This window comes from Aureimonas sp. SK2, assembly GCF_029813115.1.
GTDB lineage: Bacteria > Pseudomonadota > Alphaproteobacteria > Rhizobiales > Rhizobiaceae > Aureimonas.
Window position 1 is genome coordinate 11,903 of sequence record NZ_JAPZDS010000012.1, and the last position, 16,948, is coordinate 28,850.

19 protein-coding genes are annotated in these 16,948 nt (G+C 69.0%); 11 read left to right on the forward strand and 8 right to left on the reverse strand.

Translation table 11 applies throughout. The annotated features are described in order from the left end of the window. Position 1 precedes the first annotated feature (1 nt). From dut to ubiE, 6 genes are read right to left on the reverse strand one after another with little or no spacing between them, the layout of a single operon-like run. Positions 2 to 454 carry a dUTP diphosphatase gene (dut, locus tag O5O54_RS15245; protein WP_279482680.1) on the reverse strand — a complete coding sequence of 151 codons (453 nt, stop codon included), beginning with the start codon at positions 452 to 454 and terminating at the stop codon, positions 2 to 4. Beyond that, positions 451 to 1,662: a bifunctional phosphopantothenoylcysteine decarboxylase/phosphopantothenate--cysteine ligase CoaBC gene (coaBC, locus tag O5O54_RS15250; RefSeq protein WP_279482681.1), complete on the reverse strand. Its 1,212-nt coding sequence runs from the start codon at positions 1,660 to 1,662 to the stop codon at positions 451 to 453. Before coaBC ends, dut begins: the two co-directional genes overlap by 4 nt. Next, positions 1,659 to 2,066: a type II toxin-antitoxin system VapC family toxin gene (locus tag O5O54_RS15255; protein ID WP_279482682.1), complete on the reverse strand. Its 408-nt coding sequence runs from the start codon at positions 2,064 to 2,066 to the stop codon at positions 1,659 to 1,661. The genes coaBC and O5O54_RS15255 overlap by 4 nt, the downstream gene beginning before the upstream one ends. Beyond that, positions 2,063 to 2,335, reverse strand: coding sequence for a FitA-like ribbon-helix-helix domain-containing protein (locus O5O54_RS15260; protein WP_279482683.1), 273 nt, complete (start codon positions 2,333 to 2,335; stop codon positions 2,063 to 2,065). Before O5O54_RS15260 ends, O5O54_RS15255 begins: the two co-directional genes overlap by 4 nt. Before the next feature lie 53 nt (positions 2,336 to 2,388). Then, complete coding sequence (ubiB, locus tag O5O54_RS15265; protein ID WP_279482684.1) at positions 2,389 to 3,975, reverse strand: 2-polyprenylphenol 6-hydroxylase; 1,587 nt, start codon at positions 3,973 to 3,975, stop codon at positions 2,389 to 2,391. A 3-nt stretch (positions 3,976 to 3,978) separates the two neighbouring features. Beyond that, the gene (gene ubiE, locus O5O54_RS15270) at positions 3,979 to 4,758 is read right to left on the reverse strand and encodes a bifunctional demethylmenaquinone methyltransferase/2-methoxy-6-polyprenyl-1,4-benzoquinol methylase UbiE (protein ID WP_279482685.1); all 780 of its coding nucleotides are present in this window, start codon (positions 4,756 to 4,758) and stop codon (positions 3,979 to 3,981) included. 139 nt (positions 4,759 to 4,897) lie between these two features. Between ubiE and mutM the strand changes: the two genes are divergently transcribed. From mutM to O5O54_RS15325, 11 genes are all read left to right on the forward strand, one after another. Further along, positions 4,898 to 5,797, forward strand: coding sequence for a bifunctional DNA-formamidopyrimidine glycosylase/DNA-(apurinic or apyrimidinic site) lyase (mutM, locus tag O5O54_RS15275; protein ID WP_279482686.1), 900 nt, complete (start codon positions 4,898 to 4,900; stop codon positions 5,795 to 5,797). Continuing rightward, positions 5,794 to 6,132, forward strand: a complete 339-nt coding sequence (locus tag O5O54_RS15280; protein ID WP_407061716.1) for a hypothetical protein — start codon at positions 5,794 to 5,796, stop codon at positions 6,130 to 6,132. The genes mutM and O5O54_RS15280 overlap by 4 nt, the downstream gene beginning before the upstream one ends. A 61-nt stretch (positions 6,133 to 6,193) precedes the next feature. Continuing rightward, positions 6,194 to 6,967: an enoyl-CoA hydratase gene (locus tag O5O54_RS15285; protein ID WP_279482687.1), complete on the forward strand. Its 774-nt coding sequence runs from the start codon at positions 6,194 to 6,196 to the stop codon at positions 6,965 to 6,967. A gap of 207 nt (positions 6,968 to 7,174) precedes the next feature. Next, entirely contained in the window at positions 7,175 to 7,444 is a 270-nt protein-coding gene (gene rpsT / locus O5O54_RS15290) for a 30S ribosomal protein S20 (RefSeq protein ID WP_279482688.1), read from the forward strand. A gap of 691 nt (positions 7,445 to 8,135) precedes the next feature. Then, complete coding sequence (locus O5O54_RS15295; protein ID WP_279482689.1) at positions 8,136 to 8,570, forward strand: rhodanese-like domain-containing protein; 435 nt, start codon at positions 8,136 to 8,138, stop codon at positions 8,568 to 8,570. 116 nt (positions 8,571 to 8,686) lie between these two features. Continuing rightward, the gene (dnaA, locus tag O5O54_RS15300) at positions 8,687 to 10,138 is read left to right on the forward strand and encodes a chromosomal replication initiator protein DnaA (protein WP_279482797.1); all 1,452 of its coding nucleotides are present in this window, start codon (positions 8,687 to 8,689) and stop codon (positions 10,136 to 10,138) included. Positions 10,139 to 10,289: 151 nt separating this feature from the next. Continuing rightward, positions 10,290 to 11,408 carry a DNA polymerase III subunit beta gene (dnaN, locus tag O5O54_RS15305; RefSeq protein ID WP_279482690.1) on the forward strand — a complete coding sequence of 373 codons (1,119 nt, stop codon included), beginning with the start codon at positions 10,290 to 10,292 and terminating at the stop codon, positions 11,406 to 11,408. A gap of 20 nt (positions 11,409 to 11,428) precedes the next feature. Further along, positions 11,429 to 12,580 carry a DNA replication/repair protein RecF gene (gene recF / locus O5O54_RS15310; protein WP_279482691.1) on the forward strand — a complete coding sequence of 384 codons (1,152 nt, stop codon included), beginning with the start codon at positions 11,429 to 11,431 and terminating at the stop codon, positions 12,578 to 12,580. Further along, entirely contained in the window at positions 12,577 to 13,350 is a 774-nt protein-coding gene (locus O5O54_RS15315; protein ID WP_279482692.1) for a molybdopterin-synthase adenylyltransferase MoeB, read from the forward strand. The genes recF and O5O54_RS15315 overlap by 4 nt, the downstream gene beginning before the upstream one ends. Positions 13,351 to 13,496: 146 nt before the next feature. Continuing rightward, a complete protein-coding gene (locus O5O54_RS15320) occupies positions 13,497 to 14,906 on the forward strand; it encodes an NAD(P)/FAD-dependent oxidoreductase (protein WP_279482693.1) in 1,410 nt (469 codons plus the stop codon). Between the two features lie 217 nt (positions 14,907 to 15,123). Next, a complete protein-coding gene (locus O5O54_RS15325) occupies positions 15,124 to 15,705 on the forward strand; it encodes an SH3 domain-containing protein (RefSeq protein WP_279482694.1) in 582 nt (193 codons plus the stop codon). A gap of 77 nt (positions 15,706 to 15,782) precedes the next feature. Here O5O54_RS15325 and irrA read toward each other — a convergent pair whose 3' ends face one another. Together irrA and O5O54_RS15335 are read right to left on the reverse strand one after the other, a co-directional pair. Continuing rightward, positions 15,783 to 16,262 carry an iron response transcriptional regulator IrrA gene (gene irrA, locus O5O54_RS15330; protein ID WP_279482695.1) on the reverse strand — a complete coding sequence of 160 codons (480 nt, stop codon included), beginning with the start codon at positions 16,260 to 16,262 and terminating at the stop codon, positions 15,783 to 15,785. A 118-nt stretch (positions 16,263 to 16,380) separates the two neighbouring features. Continuing rightward, the gene (locus O5O54_RS15335; protein WP_279482696.1) at positions 16,381 to 16,836 is read right to left on the reverse strand and encodes a hypothetical protein; all 456 of its coding nucleotides are present in this window, start codon (positions 16,834 to 16,836) and stop codon (positions 16,381 to 16,383) included. Between the last annotated feature and the right edge of the window lie 112 nt (positions 16,837 to 16,948).

Below are 16,948 nucleotides of genomic sequence, written 5' to 3' on the forward strand. Positions count from 1 at the left end.
CTCACCTCCCCGTCGAGCCGAAGCCGCCCGCGCCGCGTCCGGAGGAGGACACCGCGTCCACCGTCTCGAACAGAGCCTGCGCCACCGGGGCGACCACGATCTGCGCGATCCGCTCGCCGCGCCCGATCGTGAAGGGCTCCGGGCCGAGGTTGACGAGGATCACCATGACCTCGCCGCGGTAGTCGCTGTCCACCGTGCCGGGGCTGTTGAGGACTGTTACGCCATGCCGGGCGGCGAGCCCCGAGCGCGGGCGAACCTGCACCTCCCAGCCGTCCGGGATGTCCATCACGAGACCCGTCGGAACCAGGGCGCGGGCCATGGGAGCGAGCACCAGCGGCTCGGACACCGCCGCGCGGATATCGGCCCCCGCCGCCCCGGCGGACTGGTAGGCGGGAAGGTCGAGGCCTTCGGCGTGGGGCAGGCGCCGGATGCCGATCTGCGGACGGGTGCTCATGCCTCGCCGCTTGCCGCGAGTCGGCGCGCGATGTCCAGGGCCAGCCGGTCGGCGACCTCCCCCTTGGGCAGCGTCGGCCATTCCTCGACGCCCTCGCGGGAGACGAGGCGCACCGTGTTGGCCTCTCCGCCCATGACGTCGCCCGACACGTCGTTGGCGACGATAAGATCGGCGCCCTTGCGCTCCAGCTTGGCCGCCGCATTCGTCAGGAGGTCGCGTGTCTCGGCGGCAAAACCGACGACGAGCCGGGGCCGGCGCGCCCCGGTTCCGACGGTGCGCAGGATGTCGGGGTTTTCCACGAGATGAAGAGCCGGCGGGCCGGCCGCGGTCTTCTTGATCTTGTGGGCGGCGTCGCCATCCGTGCGCCAGTCGGCGACGGCCGCGACGAACACGGCGGCGTCGGCCGGCAGCGCCGCCTCCACCGCCGCCAGCATCTCGCGCGCCGTCTCGACATGGACGGTCGTCACGCCCGACGGATCGGGCAGCGCCACGGGTCCGGAGACCAGCGTCACCTTCGCGCCGAGCCGGGCGAGGCTTGCCGCGATCGCATGGCCCTGCCGGCCGGACGAGCGGTTGGCGATGTAGCGCACGGGGTCGATCGGCTCGTGCGTCGGACCGGAAGTGACGAGGACGTGCCGCCCGGCGAGCGGGCCTTGACCCGCCCCGAGGATGGCCTCGGCGGCGGCGACGATCTCCAGCGGCTCGGCCATACGCCCCTCGCCCGCCTCCCCGCTTTCGGCCATCTCGCCGCGGTTCGGCCCGACGAAGTGCAGGCCGTCGCCCTTCAGCGTGGCAAGGCTGCGGCGCGTGGCCGGATGGGTCCACATCGCGGGGTTCATGGCGGGCGCGAGGAGGACCGGCGCGCGGGTGGCGAGCAGGATCGCACCCGCAAGATCATCGCCGATGCCGGCCGCCATCTTGCCCATGCGCGTCGCGCTGGCGGGCGCGAGGATCACGAGGTCGGCGCCGCGGGCCAGGCGGATATGGCCGACGTCCTGCTCGTCGTCGCGGTCGAAGAGATCGCCATAGACCTTCACGCCGGAGAGTGCCCCGACCGACAGGGGCGTGACGAACTCGCCCGCCGCCTTCGTCATCACCGGCGTCACCTTGGCCCCCCGCTCGCGCAGACGCCGGATCAGGTCGAGACACTTGTAGGCGGCGATCCCGCCGCCGACGATCAGGAGGACGCGCTTGTCGGCAAGGGTCATGGCGGGCTCGGGAGGGCGGAGCGGACGTCGGTATGGACGAAGTCGTCGCCCTTGAAGAGGAGCGGCGCGTCGAGAGAGCGGGCGAGCGCGTAGGAGAAGCAGTCGCCGAGATTAAGCTTGGCGGCATGCCCGCTCCCGCGCCCGAAACGCTCGGCGCATAGGAGTGCAATATCGGCTTGTGTGCGATCGAAAGGAACGACGCCCACCCGCAGGTTCGTCAATATCGCAGCGAGGCGCTTCAAACCTTCGGGCCCCAGACGCCTGAGAGTGAGGATCTGCAATTCGACGTGGGAGGCAGCCGACAGGAACACTCTCTCGGCCTGGACGGCCGCCCCCAGAAGATCGGCAGCCTCGGGTTCGCCATCGAGAATGGCAAAGAGCGCCGACGTATCGACGACGATCACTCCAGGAAATCCCATATCGCGTCGGATTCAGCCTTCCAGTCGATCGGCTGATCCGGTTTGCGCGCATAGGACAGGAGGCGCTGAACGCGCGCCTGCTTCTCCTCGTCCGTGAGCGGCGCTGGGCTACTCGCCGTGATCGGAACACCCATGAGCGCTTCCGCCAGGATGCGCTCCGCTTCTTGAGAAACGGACAAGCCGTGCTCGGCTGCGCGCTGACGCAGCTTGCGTTCAACGACCGGATCGAGCGCCTCGATCAGAATAGTGTCCATGGTCCACCCCATCTGTGACGATAGGCGCGGCAACGCCTCGGAGTTTTTCCACCCTACCCGAAGGTCAGCTGCCAGGCGATCACCACCAGCGCGATCGCCGAGGCGATCTGCGCGATATGCCCGATGATCAACCCCGTGCGCGATTCCTTGGCGAGCTGGACGAGGTCGTCGTCGTTGATGTGAATACCGTTCTCGATGAGGTCCGGCATGTTGTTGGCGAAGACCTCGAGCCCTGCGGCGAAATCCGGGAAGCGGTGGACGACGCGGCCGATCGCCTCCAGCCCCCTCCTCGCATCGCGCAGCTTGGCGGCGGGGCCGAGCTCGGAGACGATGTAGTCCGTCACCACCGGCTCGGCGGCTTCCCACATGTTGAAGCGCGGGTCGTAGGAGCGGGCGACGCCCTCCACCACCACCATGGTCTTCTGCAGGAGCACGAGCTCGGGCCGCGTCTGCATGTCGAAGAGCTCCGTCACCTCGAAGAGGAGGGTGAGGAGATGGGCCATGGAGATGGTCTCGGCCGGCTGGCCGTGGATCGGCTCGCCGATCGCGCGCAGCGCCTGCGCGAAGGAGAGGACGTCCTGCGTGCGCGGCACGTAGCCGGCCTCGAAATGCACCTCGGCGACACGCTGATAGTCGCGTCGGATGAAGCCGTAGAGGATCTCGGCGAGGAAGCGGCGGGAATCCGCCGTCAGGCGCCCGACGATCCCGAGATCCACCGCCACGATCGTGCCGTCCGGCACCACGAAGAGGTTTCCGGGGTGCATGTCGGCATGGAAGAAGCCGTCGCGCATCGAATGGCGCAGGAAGGACTGGACGAGATCGACGCCGAGACGCGGCAGGTCGTGACCCGCCGCGCGCACGGCGGCGACGTCGTTCATCTTGATGCCGTCGATCCACTCCATCGTCAGGACGTCGCGGCCCGTGCGCTCCCAGTCGATGCCGGGCACGCGGAAATGCGGGTCGCCCGCGACGTTATCGGCCATCTCGGAGGAGGCCGCCGCCTCCAGCCGGAGGTCCATCTCGATCCGGGTGGACTGGGCGAGCGTCTCCACCACCGCGACGGGGCGCAGGCGGCGCGAGGAGCGCACCAGCATCTCCAGCACCCGCGCGATGAAGGCGAAGGCCTCCAGCTCGCGCCGGAAGCGCACGCGCACGCCCGGCCGGATGACCTTGACCGCGACGTCGCGATAGGTGCCGTCGCGTGTCAGGACGCGCGCCTTGTGGACCTGGGCGATGGAGGCCGCGCCCACCACGTCGCCGAATTCGACGAAGAGGTCGTCGATCCTTCGGCCGAGCGTTACCTCGATGTCGCGGATGGCCTGCTCGCGCGGGAAGGGCGGAACCTTGTCCTGGAGCTGGCTGAGCTCCAGCGCGATCTCGGTGCCGACGATGTCGGGCCGGGTCGCCAGGAACTGGCCGAGCTTCACATAGGACGGCCCGAGCCGGTTCAGCGCCTGGGACAAGCGCTCCGAACGCGCCGCGCGCCGGGCCGAGCGGCGGGAGATCAGCCCGGCCACGCGGTGGGCTAGCGCCGCCATGGGCGGCAGGCCCTCGGCCGGAAGCGCCGAGACGACCCCCTCGCGCGCCAGGATATAGACCGCGCGCAGAAGCGCGATCGTGCCGGTGACGGGATTGCTCAAGGCTTAGAGCTTCCAGCCCGAATGGATGGCCGCAATGCCCCCGGTCAGGTTGCGGTGCGTGACGCGCTCGAAGCCGGCCCGCCGGATCGCGGCCTCGAAATTCGCCTGGTTGGGGAAGCGGCGGATCGATTCCACGAGATACTCGTAGGACTCGCGGTCCTTGGCCACGGCGCCGCCGATGGCCGGAATCGCCTTGAAGCTCCAGAGATCGTAGATCTTGTCGAGGACGGGCAAGTCGACCTCGGAGAACTCCAGGCACAGGAACCGCCCGCCGGGCTTCAGCACGCGATAGGCTTCGGACAGCGCGAGGTCGATGCGCGGCACGTTGCGGATGCCGAAGGCGATCGTATAGGCGTCGAAGCTGTCGTCCGGCAGCTTCAAGTCCTCGGCATTTCCTTCGACGAAGGTGAGGTTGCCGGAGAGGCCCCGCTTCTCGGCCCGCTCGGCGCCGACGGCCAGCATGGAGGCGTTGATGTCGAGCACGGTGCCCTCGGCGGCGCCGCGCGAGGCGTCCACGATCCGGAAGGCGATGTCGCCGGTACCGCCTGCCACGTCCAGGAAGCGCCAGCCAGGCCGGCGCGAGGGCGCGAGCCACTGCACCATCGCGTCCTTCCACAGGCGGTGCATGCCGCCCGACATCAGGTCGTTCATCAGGTCGTAGTTGGAGGCGACGCGGTGAAACACCTCGTTCACGCGGGCCTGCTTCTCCTCTCGGCCCGAGACCGTCTCGAAACCGTAGGAGGTTTCCATGCCCTCCGTTGCGCCGACGCGGGTTCGCGACATGCTGATCGACCTCTCAGAATTCCGGCGCGCGACCGGCGCGGCGCCACCGGCGACCCATAGCGGAACGGGCCTTGGCACGCCATGTCTTGTGCCGCACCCAGGTTTCGGGCGCGCCTGTCGCGGGAGATGATAAGCAGCAATGCCCGAATTGCCAGAGGTCGAGACCGTCCGCCGCGGGCTGGCGCCCGTGATGGAGGGCGCGCGCATCGCCCGTGTCGAGATGCGGCGCGACACCTTGCGCTTTCCCTTGCCCGAGCGCTTTTCCGAGCGTCTCGAAGGACGGCGCATCCTCTCGCTCGGGCGCCGCGCCAAATATCTCCTGGCGGACATCGAGGGCGACCTGCTCCTGGCCATGCATCTCGGCATGTCCGGCTCGTTCCGCATCGAGAGGCTGGATGGCACGGGCGCGGCCGAACCGGTGGCGGGCGCGGCGTTCCATCTGGCGCGCTCGGAGGACCGGCTGCACGACCACGTGCTCTTCCATCTCGAAGGGCCGGGCGCCCGGATCGTCTTCAACGACCCGCGGCGCTTCGGCTACATGAGCCTGATCGAGGCGGCCTCGCGCGACACGCACCCGCATTTCCGCGCGCTCGGGATCGAGCCGACGGGCAACGCCCTGTCGGGCGAGGCGCTGGCATCGCGCCTCAAGGGAAAGGCGGCGCCGCTGAAGGCCGCGCTTCTCGACCAGACCATCATCGCCGGGCTCGGCAACATCTATGTCTGCGAGGCGCTCTGGCGCGCGCGCCTGTCGCCGCGCCGTCTCGCGGGCTCGCTGGTGAAGGTGGACGGACGTCCGACACGGCGGCTGGACGACCTCGCGCTTCACATCCGCGAGACCATAGCGGATGCGATCGAGGCCGGCGGCTCCACCTTACGCGACTACCGGCAGGCGGACGGCGCGCTCGGCTATTTCCAGCATCGATTCTCCGTCTACGACCGCGAGGGCGAGCCCTGCCGGCGCGAGGGGTGCCGGGGCATCGTCCAGCGCATCGTCCAGTCCGGCCGGTCGACCTTCTTCTGCCCGGTCTGCCAGAGGTGAAGGCGCCCTACCTGCGCACGCCGGACGGGCGATACTTCGTGGCCAAGGGGCGGCTCTGGCGCTGCTCGAACCCTGACCTGCCGGAGGCCGAGCGTCAGGCGGCGGTGGACGCGCTGATGGACGCAAGACGCGCGGTGCGCGATGCCGAGACGGACGAGGCGCGCCGTGCGGCGAGACGAGCCGTCGACGCCGCCAAGCGGACCCTCGGCGAACGCGGAGACGTCTGGTGGAGCGACGGCGCACGCGACTGGACGCGCTTCGCCCCGAAGAACACGCCCTATGCCGACTGGTTCGCCGCCCTCCCCGCCGCGGAGCGCGAGGCGGACGGCGCCTGAACGGCTTGGCGGATCCTCCGCCCGCCCCTATCCTTTGGCGCGAGCAACGGGGAGAGCGGGCATGGACTACACGAGTATCAAGGTGGAGCGGCGCGGGCGGGTCGGCTGGATGATCATCGACCGACCCAAGGCACTGAACGCCCTGAACACGCAGGTGCTCACAGAACTCCTCCACGCCTCCGACGCCTTCGCGGCCGATGCCGAGATCGGCGCGGTGGTGCTCACGGGCTCGGAGCGCGCCTTCGCGGCCGGGGCCGACATCAAGGAGATGCAGCCCTTCGGTTTCGCCGAGGTGTATCTTTCGGACTTCGCCGGCGGCTGGGACCGGTTCGCCAATGCGCGCAAGCCGATGATCGCGGCCGTTGCGGGCTATGCGCTCGGTGGCGGCTGCGAGGTCGCCATGATGTGCGACTTCATCATCGCCGCCGAATCGGCGAAGTTCGGACAGCCCGAGATCACGCTCGGCGTCCTGCCCGGCATGGGCGGCACGCAGCGCATGGCGCGCGCCATCGGCAAGGCCAAGACCATGGACCTCTGCCTCACCGGCCGGATGATGGATGCCGCCGAAGCCGAGCGCTCGGGCCTCGTCGCCCGCGTCGTGCCCGATGCCGACCTGCTCGGCGAGGCCCAGAAGGCGGCAGAAACGATCGCCGGCTTCTCGTTGCCTGCTGCCATGATGGCCAAGGAGGCCGTCAACAGGGCCTTCGACACGACGTTGACGGAAGGGCTTCGCGCCGAGCGGCGCCTGTTCGCCGCCGCCTTCGCGCTGGAGGACCAGACAGAGGGCATGGCCGCCTTCGTGGAGAAGCGCAAACCCGCCTTCCGCCATCGCTGAACGGGAGTTGCGTGCGGGCCGTTGACGCTTCGGGCTCTTGCGCCTATAAGCGCGCCAGATTTCAGGCGGCACCGACGAGGTGCGGCCTTTCGCGCCTTGCCGCTCGGGTTATCGTTCGGCTCGGCGGCTTCACGCTGAAACCATTCGCGCGGAGACAGGCGGCCCGGTTGGCCGTTCGGTTCCGCGTCAAGCCGAGAGAGACTGAACATGGCCAATACGCCGTCGGCCAAGAAGGCCGCCCGCAAGATCGCCCGTCGCACCGCCATCAACAAGGCGCGCCGCTCGCGCGTGCGCACCTTCCTGCGCAAGGTCGAGGAAGCGATCCTGACCGGCGACAAGGCGGCGGCCCAGGAGGCGTTCAAGGCGGCCGAGCCCGAGCTGGCGCGCGCGGCCTCCAAGGGCGTGATCCACCGCAACACCGCCTCGCGCAAGATCTCGCGTCTGGCGAGCCGCGTGAAGGCCGTCGGCGCCGCCTGAGCGCCATAAGCGACGCATTTGAAAAGGCTCGGAGCTACCGCTCCGGGCCTTTTTTCGTTTCCCGCATGGACGCGCCAATCCGGTGTTCGCGCAGCCGCTCTATGGCTGGCCAAGCACATCGCCCGATGTCACCCACTTGTCATTTTGGCCACGGGCGATAGAGGCGAGCCACCTCGCGTGAATCACAAATATCGCTTGTTTCTCAGAGGCTTGCCGAAGGTTACCGGGCGCCTTGCCGCCATAACCTGGGCGATCGCGTGAGTCGCCAGAGTCAAGCCGGAGTCCGAAAAAGAATCTCGTCTTCAGACCTGCGACCAAATCGCGGCCGGGCGTCTCAATGAATCTCCCGAGGAATCAGGCGATTGCGAACGGAGCGCCGAAAACGGCCATGTCGGACTCGCCACAGTTCGGTCACGGTGAGGTCGCGAACGCCGATTCAAAGCTTGCCCGAACCTGGGCTGTTCCGTAGCTTTTGCCTCACGACAAGAGCGCCGGACGGTGAAGGCTGGGGACAAGGGGTGTTTTCCAGAACTTAAGACGATCCACCCGAAGCCGGACCGTCCAGGCGCTTTCCGTTAATCGATGAGTATCACCCGGCCGTCCGCCCTTCGTTCAAGAGCGGATTGGGTGAATTTCGTTCTGCGTTCCGCTGCGTCCGACCTCGATCGGCGCGGCGTGTTGGGAGTTCGCAATGAGCCGTTCCTACAAGGGCGACGTTTCGGTCGAAGACTGCTGGGCCGCCCTGCAATCCGATTCCGACAGTTTCCTGATCGATGTGCGCACTTCCGCCGAATGGAATTTCGTGGGCTTTCCGCTCGTGCCGGAGACCGGCCACGACGCGGTGTTCGCCGAGTGGCAGATCTATCCGTCCATGGCGGTGGACAGCGCCTTCGCCGAGCGCGTCGGCGGCGCCATCCGGGCGGCGGGGGGCTCCCCGTCCTCCAGGCTCTACTTCCTCTGCCGCTCCGGCGCCCGCTCCATGTCGAGCGCCGCGGCCATGACGGCGGCGGGCTTCTCCGAATGCTTCAACATCCTGGACGGCTTCGAGGGGCCGCCCAACCCCGAGGGCCATCGCGGCCTCGTCGCGGGTTGGAAGGCTGCCGGCCTGCCCTGGAGGCAGAAATGACGGCGCTGCATGCGGGCGGCAAGCCCGTCCCCTCCCTACCCGGCGCGCGCGGGCGCGCCTTCCCCTCCACCCCCAACCGCGCGGCCCCGGCCGTGCAGCATGATGGCGAGATCTCGATGGCAGCACCGGCACGCGACGAGACGACGATCCTCGATCGTGTGAACGCCCGTCTCAAGGCGCAGCTCGGCCCCGACGTCTTCGCCTCCTGGTTCGCCCGCCTGAAGCTCGAGCATGTCGGCAAGGGCGTGGTGCAGCTTTCGGTGCCGACCGCCTTCCTGAAGTCCTGGATCAACGGTCACTACCGCGACCTCCTGCTCCAGATCTTCGCCGAGGAAGTGCCGGGGACCTTGAAGGTGGACGTCGCCGTGCGCTCGGCCGTGCGTGGGGCGAGCGTGCCGCCGCCGGCCGCCAATGCCGACGGGCCGGCCGCAGCCGACGAGACGGCCGTCCGCCTGCCCGCAGCCGTCCTGCCCCGGGCACAGGCCGGCACGGAGCGCGCGTCCGCCTCGGAGGGGTCGCGGTCCGAGTTCGGCTCGCCGCTCGATCCGCGCTATGTCTTCTCCACCTTCGTGGAAGGCGCGTCCAACCGCGTGGCGCTCGCCGCCGCCCGCTCGATCGCCGAGAACGGGCCGCAGTCGGTGCGATTCAACCCGCTCTTCCTCCACGCCTCCGTCGGCCTCGGCAAGACGCATCTCCTCCAGGCGATCGCCAACGCGGCCGTGGCGCGCGAGGACAAGCCGCGGGTCGTGTACCTCACGGCCGAATACTTCATGTGGCGCTTCGCCACCGCGATCCGCGACAACCAGGCGCTCGACTTCAAGGAGAACCTGCGCGGCATCGACATCCTGATCATCGACGACATGCAGTTCCTGCAGGGCAAGTCGATCCAGCAGGAGTTCTGCCACCTTCTCAACGCGCTGATCGATTCGGCGCGGCAGGTGATCGTGGCGGCCGACCGGCCCGCCTTCGAGCTGGAATCGCTGGACAGCCGCGTGCGTTCGCGCCTGTCGGGGGGCGTGGCCATCGAGATGGTCTCGCCCGACTTCGAGATGCGCCGCGGCATCCTCGCCTCGCGCGTTTCGGCGATGAAGGCGGGCGATCCGAGCTTCTCGATCCCTGAGACGGTGGTGGATACGATCGCGCGGCGGGTCGTCGGCTCGGGCCGCGATCTGGAAGGCGCCTTCAATCAGATCGCCTTCCGGCATGCGGTTGGCCAGCCGCTCTCGGCCGAGCATCTCGACGATCTCCTCAACCAGCTCACCCGCGCCGGCGGCGAGAAGCGGGTGCGGATCGAGGACATCCTGAAATTCGTCTCGCGCCACTACAACGTGTCGCGCACCGACATTCTTTCGGCCCGGCGCACGCGCACCATCGTGCGCCCGCGCCAGATCGCCATGTATCTCGCCAAGACGATGACGCCGCGCTCGCTGCCCGAGATCGGCCGCCGTTTCGGCGGGCGCGACCATACGACGGTGCTCCATGCCGTGCGCAAGATCGAGGCGGAGCGCTCGGCCGACGAGAAGCTCTCGGAGGAGCTCGACGTTATCCGCCGCATGATCGAGGAATAAGAGCGGACCGCCTTAGCCATCCCGCCGGAAACCACAGGGTTTCCGGCGGTTTTCCTTTGCGCCCGTCGCCCTTTGCTCTAAAACGTCGAGACCTTTTGCGAAGGGTCCGGCAGGCTCGGCGCCCTTTCGATGTTCCGAACGGTTGTCGTCCATGCGTATCATCATCGAGCGATCGAACCTCCTCAAGTCGCTGAGCCACATCCAGCGCGTGGTGGAGCGGCGCAACACGATCCCGATCCTGTCCAACGTCCTCCTGAAGACCGAGGACGGCGCGATGCGCCTCAAGGCGACGGACCTCGACATCGAGATCACCGAAAGCGTGCCGGCGAGCGGCGACGTGCCGGGCGCCACCACGGTGCCGGCCCATCTCCTCTACGACATCGTCCGCAAGCTGCCCGACGGCTCGGAGGTGAAGCTCGAGACGACCGGCGACGGCGCGCAGATGACCGTCTCCTCCGGGCGCTCCACATTCCGCCTCCAGTGCCTGCCCGAGACCGACTTTCCCGACATCACGGCCGGCGCCTTCACCCACGCCTTCACGTTGAAGGCGGCCGATCTCGCGCGCCTCGTCGAGCGCACGCAGTTCGCGATCTCGACGGAAGAGACGCGCTACTACCTGAACGGCATCTTCCTCCACACGATCGAGGCGGGCGGCGCCTTGACGCTGCGCGCGGTCGCGACGGACGGCCACCGCCTCGCGCGCGCCGAGATGCCGGCGCCGGCGGGCTCGGAAGGGATGCCGGGCATCATCGTGCCGCGCAAGACCGTCGCCGAGATCCAGAAGCTCCTCGGCGAAGGCGCCGAGACCGTCGAGGTCGAGCTGTCGGATTCCAAGATCCGCTTCACGCTCGGGCAGGTCGTCATGACCTCCAAGCTCATCGACGGCACCTTCCCGGATTATCAGCGCGTCATCCCGACCGGCAACGACAAGGCCCTGACGCTCGACCGGCAGAGCTTTTCGGCCGCCGTCGACCGCGTCTCCACCATTTCGTCCGAGCGCGGCCGCGCGGTGAAGCTCGCGCTCGGTCAGGGCCAGCTCGTCCTCACCGTCAATTCGCCCGATGCCGGCACCGCGACCGAGGAACTGCCCGTCGGCTACGATGCGGAGGAGATCGAGATCGGCTTCAACGCCCGCTACCTCCTCGACATCACCGGCCAGCTCTCGGGTGACAGCGCCGTGTTCATGATGGCCGATCCCGGCTCGCCGACGCTGATTCGCGACGGCGGCGACGAGGGCACGCTCTACGTCCTGATGCCGATGCGCGTCTGACGGAGCGCACCGCAGCTTCCATGGATTCGTCCCGCGATGCCCGGATCCGCGTGACCGGGCTCGGCCTCGTGGACTTCCGCAACTACGAGACGCTGAACCTCGGGCTCACCTCCCGCTTCGTCGTGCTGCACGGCGACAACGGGTCGGGCAAGACCAACCTCCTCGAAGCCGTCTCGCTCCTGTCGCCCGGCAAGGGCCTGCGCCGCGCCGCCTATGGCGAGATCGCGCGCTCGGGAGGACCGGCAGCGAGCGGCGGCTTCTCCGTGCGCGCGCGCCTCGCGCCCTTGGGGCCGGACGTCGAGCCGACCGACGTCCTAACCCTGGTCCGGCCCGACGAGGGCACGGCCCAGCGCCTCGTGCGCCTCGACGGCACGCTTACGCGCTCCACCGACGAGCTTCTCGACCTCCTGCGCGTGATCTGGCTGACGCCGGCCATGGACGGGCTCTTCACCGGCCCCGCCGCCGACCGCCGGCGCTTTCTCGACCGCATGGTGCTGACGGTCGATCCCGGCCACGGCCGGCGCACGCTCGACTACGAACGCGCGATGCGCGGGCGCAACCGGCTCCTGTCGGACGATCGGCTGGACGACCGCTGGCTGGCCGGCATCGAGCGGCAGATGGCCGAACTCGGCCTTGCCATCGCGCTGGCACGCGACGACCTCGTGGCCCGCCTCGCGGGCCTCCTCGACGCGTCCTCCGCCTCGCCCTTCCCGGTCGCCGCGCTCGATCTCCAATCCGGCTACGAGGACCTTTCCCTGGAGGGCGCGGCGGTGGACCTCGAGGATCGGGTCGCCGAACGCCTCGCCAGGCGCCGCATGGTGGACCGCGCGGCGGGCCGCACGCTGGAGGGCCCCCATCGCGGCGACCTCCTCGTCAGCCACCGCGCCAAGGCGATGCCGGCCGCCCTTTCCTCGACCGGCGAGCAGAAGGCGCTCCTGATCGGCCTGGTGCTCGCCCACGCGCGCCTGGTGGAGGCTTCGTCCGGCATGGCGCCGGTCCTGCTCCTCGACGAGATCGCCGCCCATCTCGATCCCGGCCGGCGTGCCGCCCTGTTCGACATTCTCGATGGGTTCGGCGTCCAGTCCTTCCTCACCGGCACCGACGCCGCGCTGTTTTCCGCGCTCGACGGCCGGGCGCAGATGCTCCTCGTCGCCAACGGAGCCGTATCATGACGCTCTCGCCCCCCCTCTCGACCGACGAACTCGGCCGCTACGCCCGCCATATCGTGCTTCCCGAGATCGGCGGTCCCGGCCAGCAGCGGCTGAAGGGCGCGCGGGTTCTCCTCGTCGGAGCCGGCGGCATCGGCTCGCCGGCGGCGCTGTATCTCGCGGCGGCGGGCCTCGGCACGATCGGCCTCGTCGACGACGACCGGGTGTCCCTGTCCAACCTCCAGCGCCAGATCCTGTTCGGCACGCCCGATCTCGACCGTCTCAAGGTGGAGGCGGCAGCCGAAGCGCTCGGCCACCTCAATCCGCATGTCGCGGTCGAGACCCACGCCCTTCGGCTCGACGGCGCGAACGGGCCGGCGCTTCTAGCACGCTACGACGTGGTGATCGACGGATCGGACAATTTCGCGACCCGCTTCCTGGTGGCCGATCTCTGTGAGGCGGTGGGCATTCCCCTCGTCACCGTGGCGGTGCAGCGCTTCTCAGGCTCGCTCACCACCCTCCTGCCCCATCGGGAGGGTCCGGACGGCCGGCTCTATCCGCGCTACCGCGACCTGTTCCCCGAGCCGCCGCCGGAGGGCATGGTGCCGGCCTGCGCCGAGGCCGGCATTCTCGGCGTCGTCACCGGCATCATGGGAACCCTCGGCGCGGCCGAGGCGATCAAGCTCGTGGCGGGCGTCGGGGACCTCATGGCGGGGCGCTTGCTGTTGGTGGATGTCCTGCGCATGCGTTTCGAAGAAATTCGTTACCGAAGACATGAAAATAACCATCGATGAGGTCATTTATCGTTAAGCAGGATTCCAACTACTCTTTCTTGACCATAACGAACACGTGAGACGACTGGAGAAATGACGTAGCGTCTACCCGCGGCCTCGAGACTGCTCGTCACAGTTGGCGAACACGACCGTCGGGAGTTGAGTGGATGATGAAGCCGATCGCAGTATTGGGTGCAGGTCTGGCAGGTCTGACGGCAGCGGCCGAGTTGAAGCGGCGCGGCCTCCCGGCCATCGTCTTCGAGGCCGGTCGCTCGGTCGGCGGCATGGCCGCCTCCTTCAAGGACGCCGAGGGCTTCTCCTACGACTACGGCGCCCATTTCATCTCCAACCGGCTGGCCAAGGCGCTCGGCGCCGAAGACATCTGCCGCACGGTCCGCCACTACGGCGAGGCGGTGGTGGTGAACGGGCGCAGCCGCAGCCATCCTTTCGGCCTGATGCTGGAGCCGCGCTATGTCGCGAGCGCCCTGAAGAGCCGCTTCGCCCGGCGCGACGAGGGCCCCGCCCGCCACGCCGAGGACTGGATGCGCCGCAGCTACGGCGACGCCATGGCCGAGGAAGTCGCCATGCCCCTCGTCGAGGCGTGGTCGGGCGCACCGGCCTGCGAGCTCTCGCCCTCCGTCGGCGAGAAGTTCGGCAACAGCATCTTCAAGTCGCTCTATCTCAACGCCGCCGCCAAGGTGACGCAGCGCGCCGTGTGCAACGGCTACACGCGCACCATGCCCGAGGGGGCCGGCGTCTATCACGTCTATCCCGAGGGCGGCCTCGCCAAGCTCCTGGAGCCGACGCTGCGCAAGCTCAACGGCGCCGTGCGGCTGGAATCACCGGTCGAGCGCATCCTGGTCGACAAGGGCCGCGTCGTCGCCGTTCGCAGCGGCGGCGCGGAGGTGCCCGTATCGGCGGTGATCTCGACCGCCCCGGTCAACGTCCTGCCGCGCATCGTCGAGGGCACCGACGCACTGGCGCCGATGGCGGCCTTCCGCTACCGGCCGATGATGTTCGTGAACCTGCGCTTCTCCGGTCGCGCCATCCTGCCCGACACGATGGTCTGGGTGCCCGATCGCAGCCAGCTCTCCTTCCGCCTGACCGAGGCGCCGATCTCGATGCCGTGGCTGGCGCCCGAGGGCAAGACGCTGATCACCTTCGACATCGGCTGCGAGAAGGGCGACGCCCGCTGGTCGATGAGCGACGAGGATCTGGCCAAGGCCTGCCTCGACCAGCTCTGCGCGATCTACGGCGAGGAGCTGCGCGCGCGCTATCTCGGCGCCGGCGGCACCATCCGCACCCCGATCTCCTATCCCGTCTACCTCAAGGCCTACGAGGAGCAGCGCCTGCGCTTCGGCCAGTCCACCGGCGTCCAGGGCCTCTACAGCGTCGGGCGCAACGGCGAGTTCGCCCATATCCTGATGGAAGACGTCTTCTGGCGCACCATCCGGCGCATGGACGACGTCGCCCGCTATGTCGGCGGCACGGAGGCGGGCGGGCGCCCCGGCTTCTCGCTGGGGCAGGGCCTCTCGGCCATCGGCCTCGGCGGCGCCTCGCTCACGCAGGCCGCCTGACGCACCGCGAGGCCGCGATCCGGCGGCGGCCCTACCGGCATCGGGCGGGCGCCGCGGCACGGATTCTCAAGCTTCGGGCAAGGGGTTGTTAACCCCAATTCGCGATCATGCTTGGGTGCCGGGTCTGGCCGCCTCCCTCGGGGAGCGCTCCAGGCGCCCGGCGGGTCCGGTTCGCCCGGGCCGCAGCCTTCCCGCATGTTCGGAGACCCAAGCCCCCGTGTCCCGCCTTTCCCGCTTCGGCTCGATCGCCCTCGCCCTTCTCGTCGCGCTGCCGGCCCTCGGAACCGCCCGCGCCCAGTCTCCGGCCGCCGCCGCGACCCCGCCGGCCGCGGCCGCCGCCGAGGAGGGCCAGGACGCCGAGATGCAGCGCAAGCTGCCGCTGCCGCGCTTCGTCTCGCTGAAGTCGGCCCGCGTGAACCTTCGCGTCGGCCCCGGCAAGGACTATGCCGTGTCCTGGCTCTACCTGAAGCCGGGCCTGCCGGTGGAGATCATCCAGGAATACGACCTCTGGCGCCGCATCCGCGATTCGGAGGGCACCGAGGGCTGGGTCTACCACTCGCTCCTGTCGGGCGAGCGCACCGCCCTGGCCGCTCCCTGGCTGAAGGGCAAGACCCAGGCGACGATCACCATGCACCGGTCCGCCGCGACCGACGGCCCCGTGGTGGCCGAGATGGAGCCGGGCGTCCTGACCAAGGTGCGCGAGTGCTCCTTCGGCTGGTGCGAGGTGGAGGCCTCCGGCCGCCGCGGCTTCGTCACCCAGAAGGAAATCTGGGGCGTCTATCCCGACGAGCGGTTCTGACCGCTCCCCCCGAACGCGAAAAGGCCGGCGGTCCCCTCAACCGCCGGCCTTTTCGTTTCGGTGAAGGGGCGCCCCAGTCAGCTCAGCGTCTTCGATCCCGTCTTGCGGCGCAGGCGCACCACGACATCCACGTTGACGATTTCCATGCCCTCGGGCGGTTCGGGCAGATTGTCGATCGTGATCGTCCCGTCCGGGATGTCGATCATCGTGTTGTCGGCCTCCACGAAGAAATGGTGGTGGTCCGAGGTGTTGGTGTCGAAATAGGTGCGCTGCCCCTCGCCCGAAAGCGGGCGCACGAGACCGGCGTCGGTGAACTGGTGAAGCGTGTTGTAGACGGTGGCCAGCGACACGGGCTCGCCCGCCTTGTGCGCCTCCTCGTGCAGCTCTTCCGCCGACAGGTGGCGATCGCCCGCGCCGAAGATGAGGTTGCACAGGGCGACGCGCTGCCGGGTCGGCCGGAGGCCCGAGGCGCGCAGACGCTCGAAGACGCAGAAGGTCTGAGGCCGGGCGGCCGTGCGCGTGTCCGCCGAGGTCGAGGGCTTGGCCCGGTTGTCCATGGTTCAGATCACCGAAAACTTGACTCTTGAATTCACCTTTAGCCGAGCGTCATGCGATGCCGCAAGGCCTTGCCGGGATTCAATATAGTCGGATTTCGCAGCGCGAACAATCGAACCCTCACCCGGCGGCGCAGGCGGGCCCCAGGGCTGCCAGCGCCCGGCCCGAACCGGTCAGGGGAAGCCGCATGAAGCCCGCCGGGCTGGAGACCTCGAGGCTCCGCCCCTTCCGCAGTGCCGCAAGGAGCGCCCCCGCCTCGTCGGCCGCGACCGGCCGGACGAAGCGCGAGCCGCCGCCCGTCGCCTCGTCCTCGACGCGAGCCGGCCCGACGAAGGCCGCGCCGTCGATGGAAAGCACCAGCGTCACCACGCGATCCCTCGGAAAGCGCGCACCGTTGCCGGCGGCGGTCACGTCGAGCCGACCGCCGGAAAGGCAGGCGATCTCCACGCCGGCGGGTCGTCCGCCCTTGGCGAAGAAGGCGCGTGCGCCCTCCCCGGTCCCCGCGCTCCGCCACTCCTGCGCTGCGGCGCCGCCGGCGGCCAGAAGAACGGCGGTGAGGACGGCAATGCGTTGCATGACGGCTCCAGAACGGCTTGTCCGGTGCGAAACCGTGACGCCTCTCGTTTCGTTAACGCATTTGCCCTCGGGCGCTCGCGTGGTAAGGGCCGTCCCGCGAGAGATTTGATAA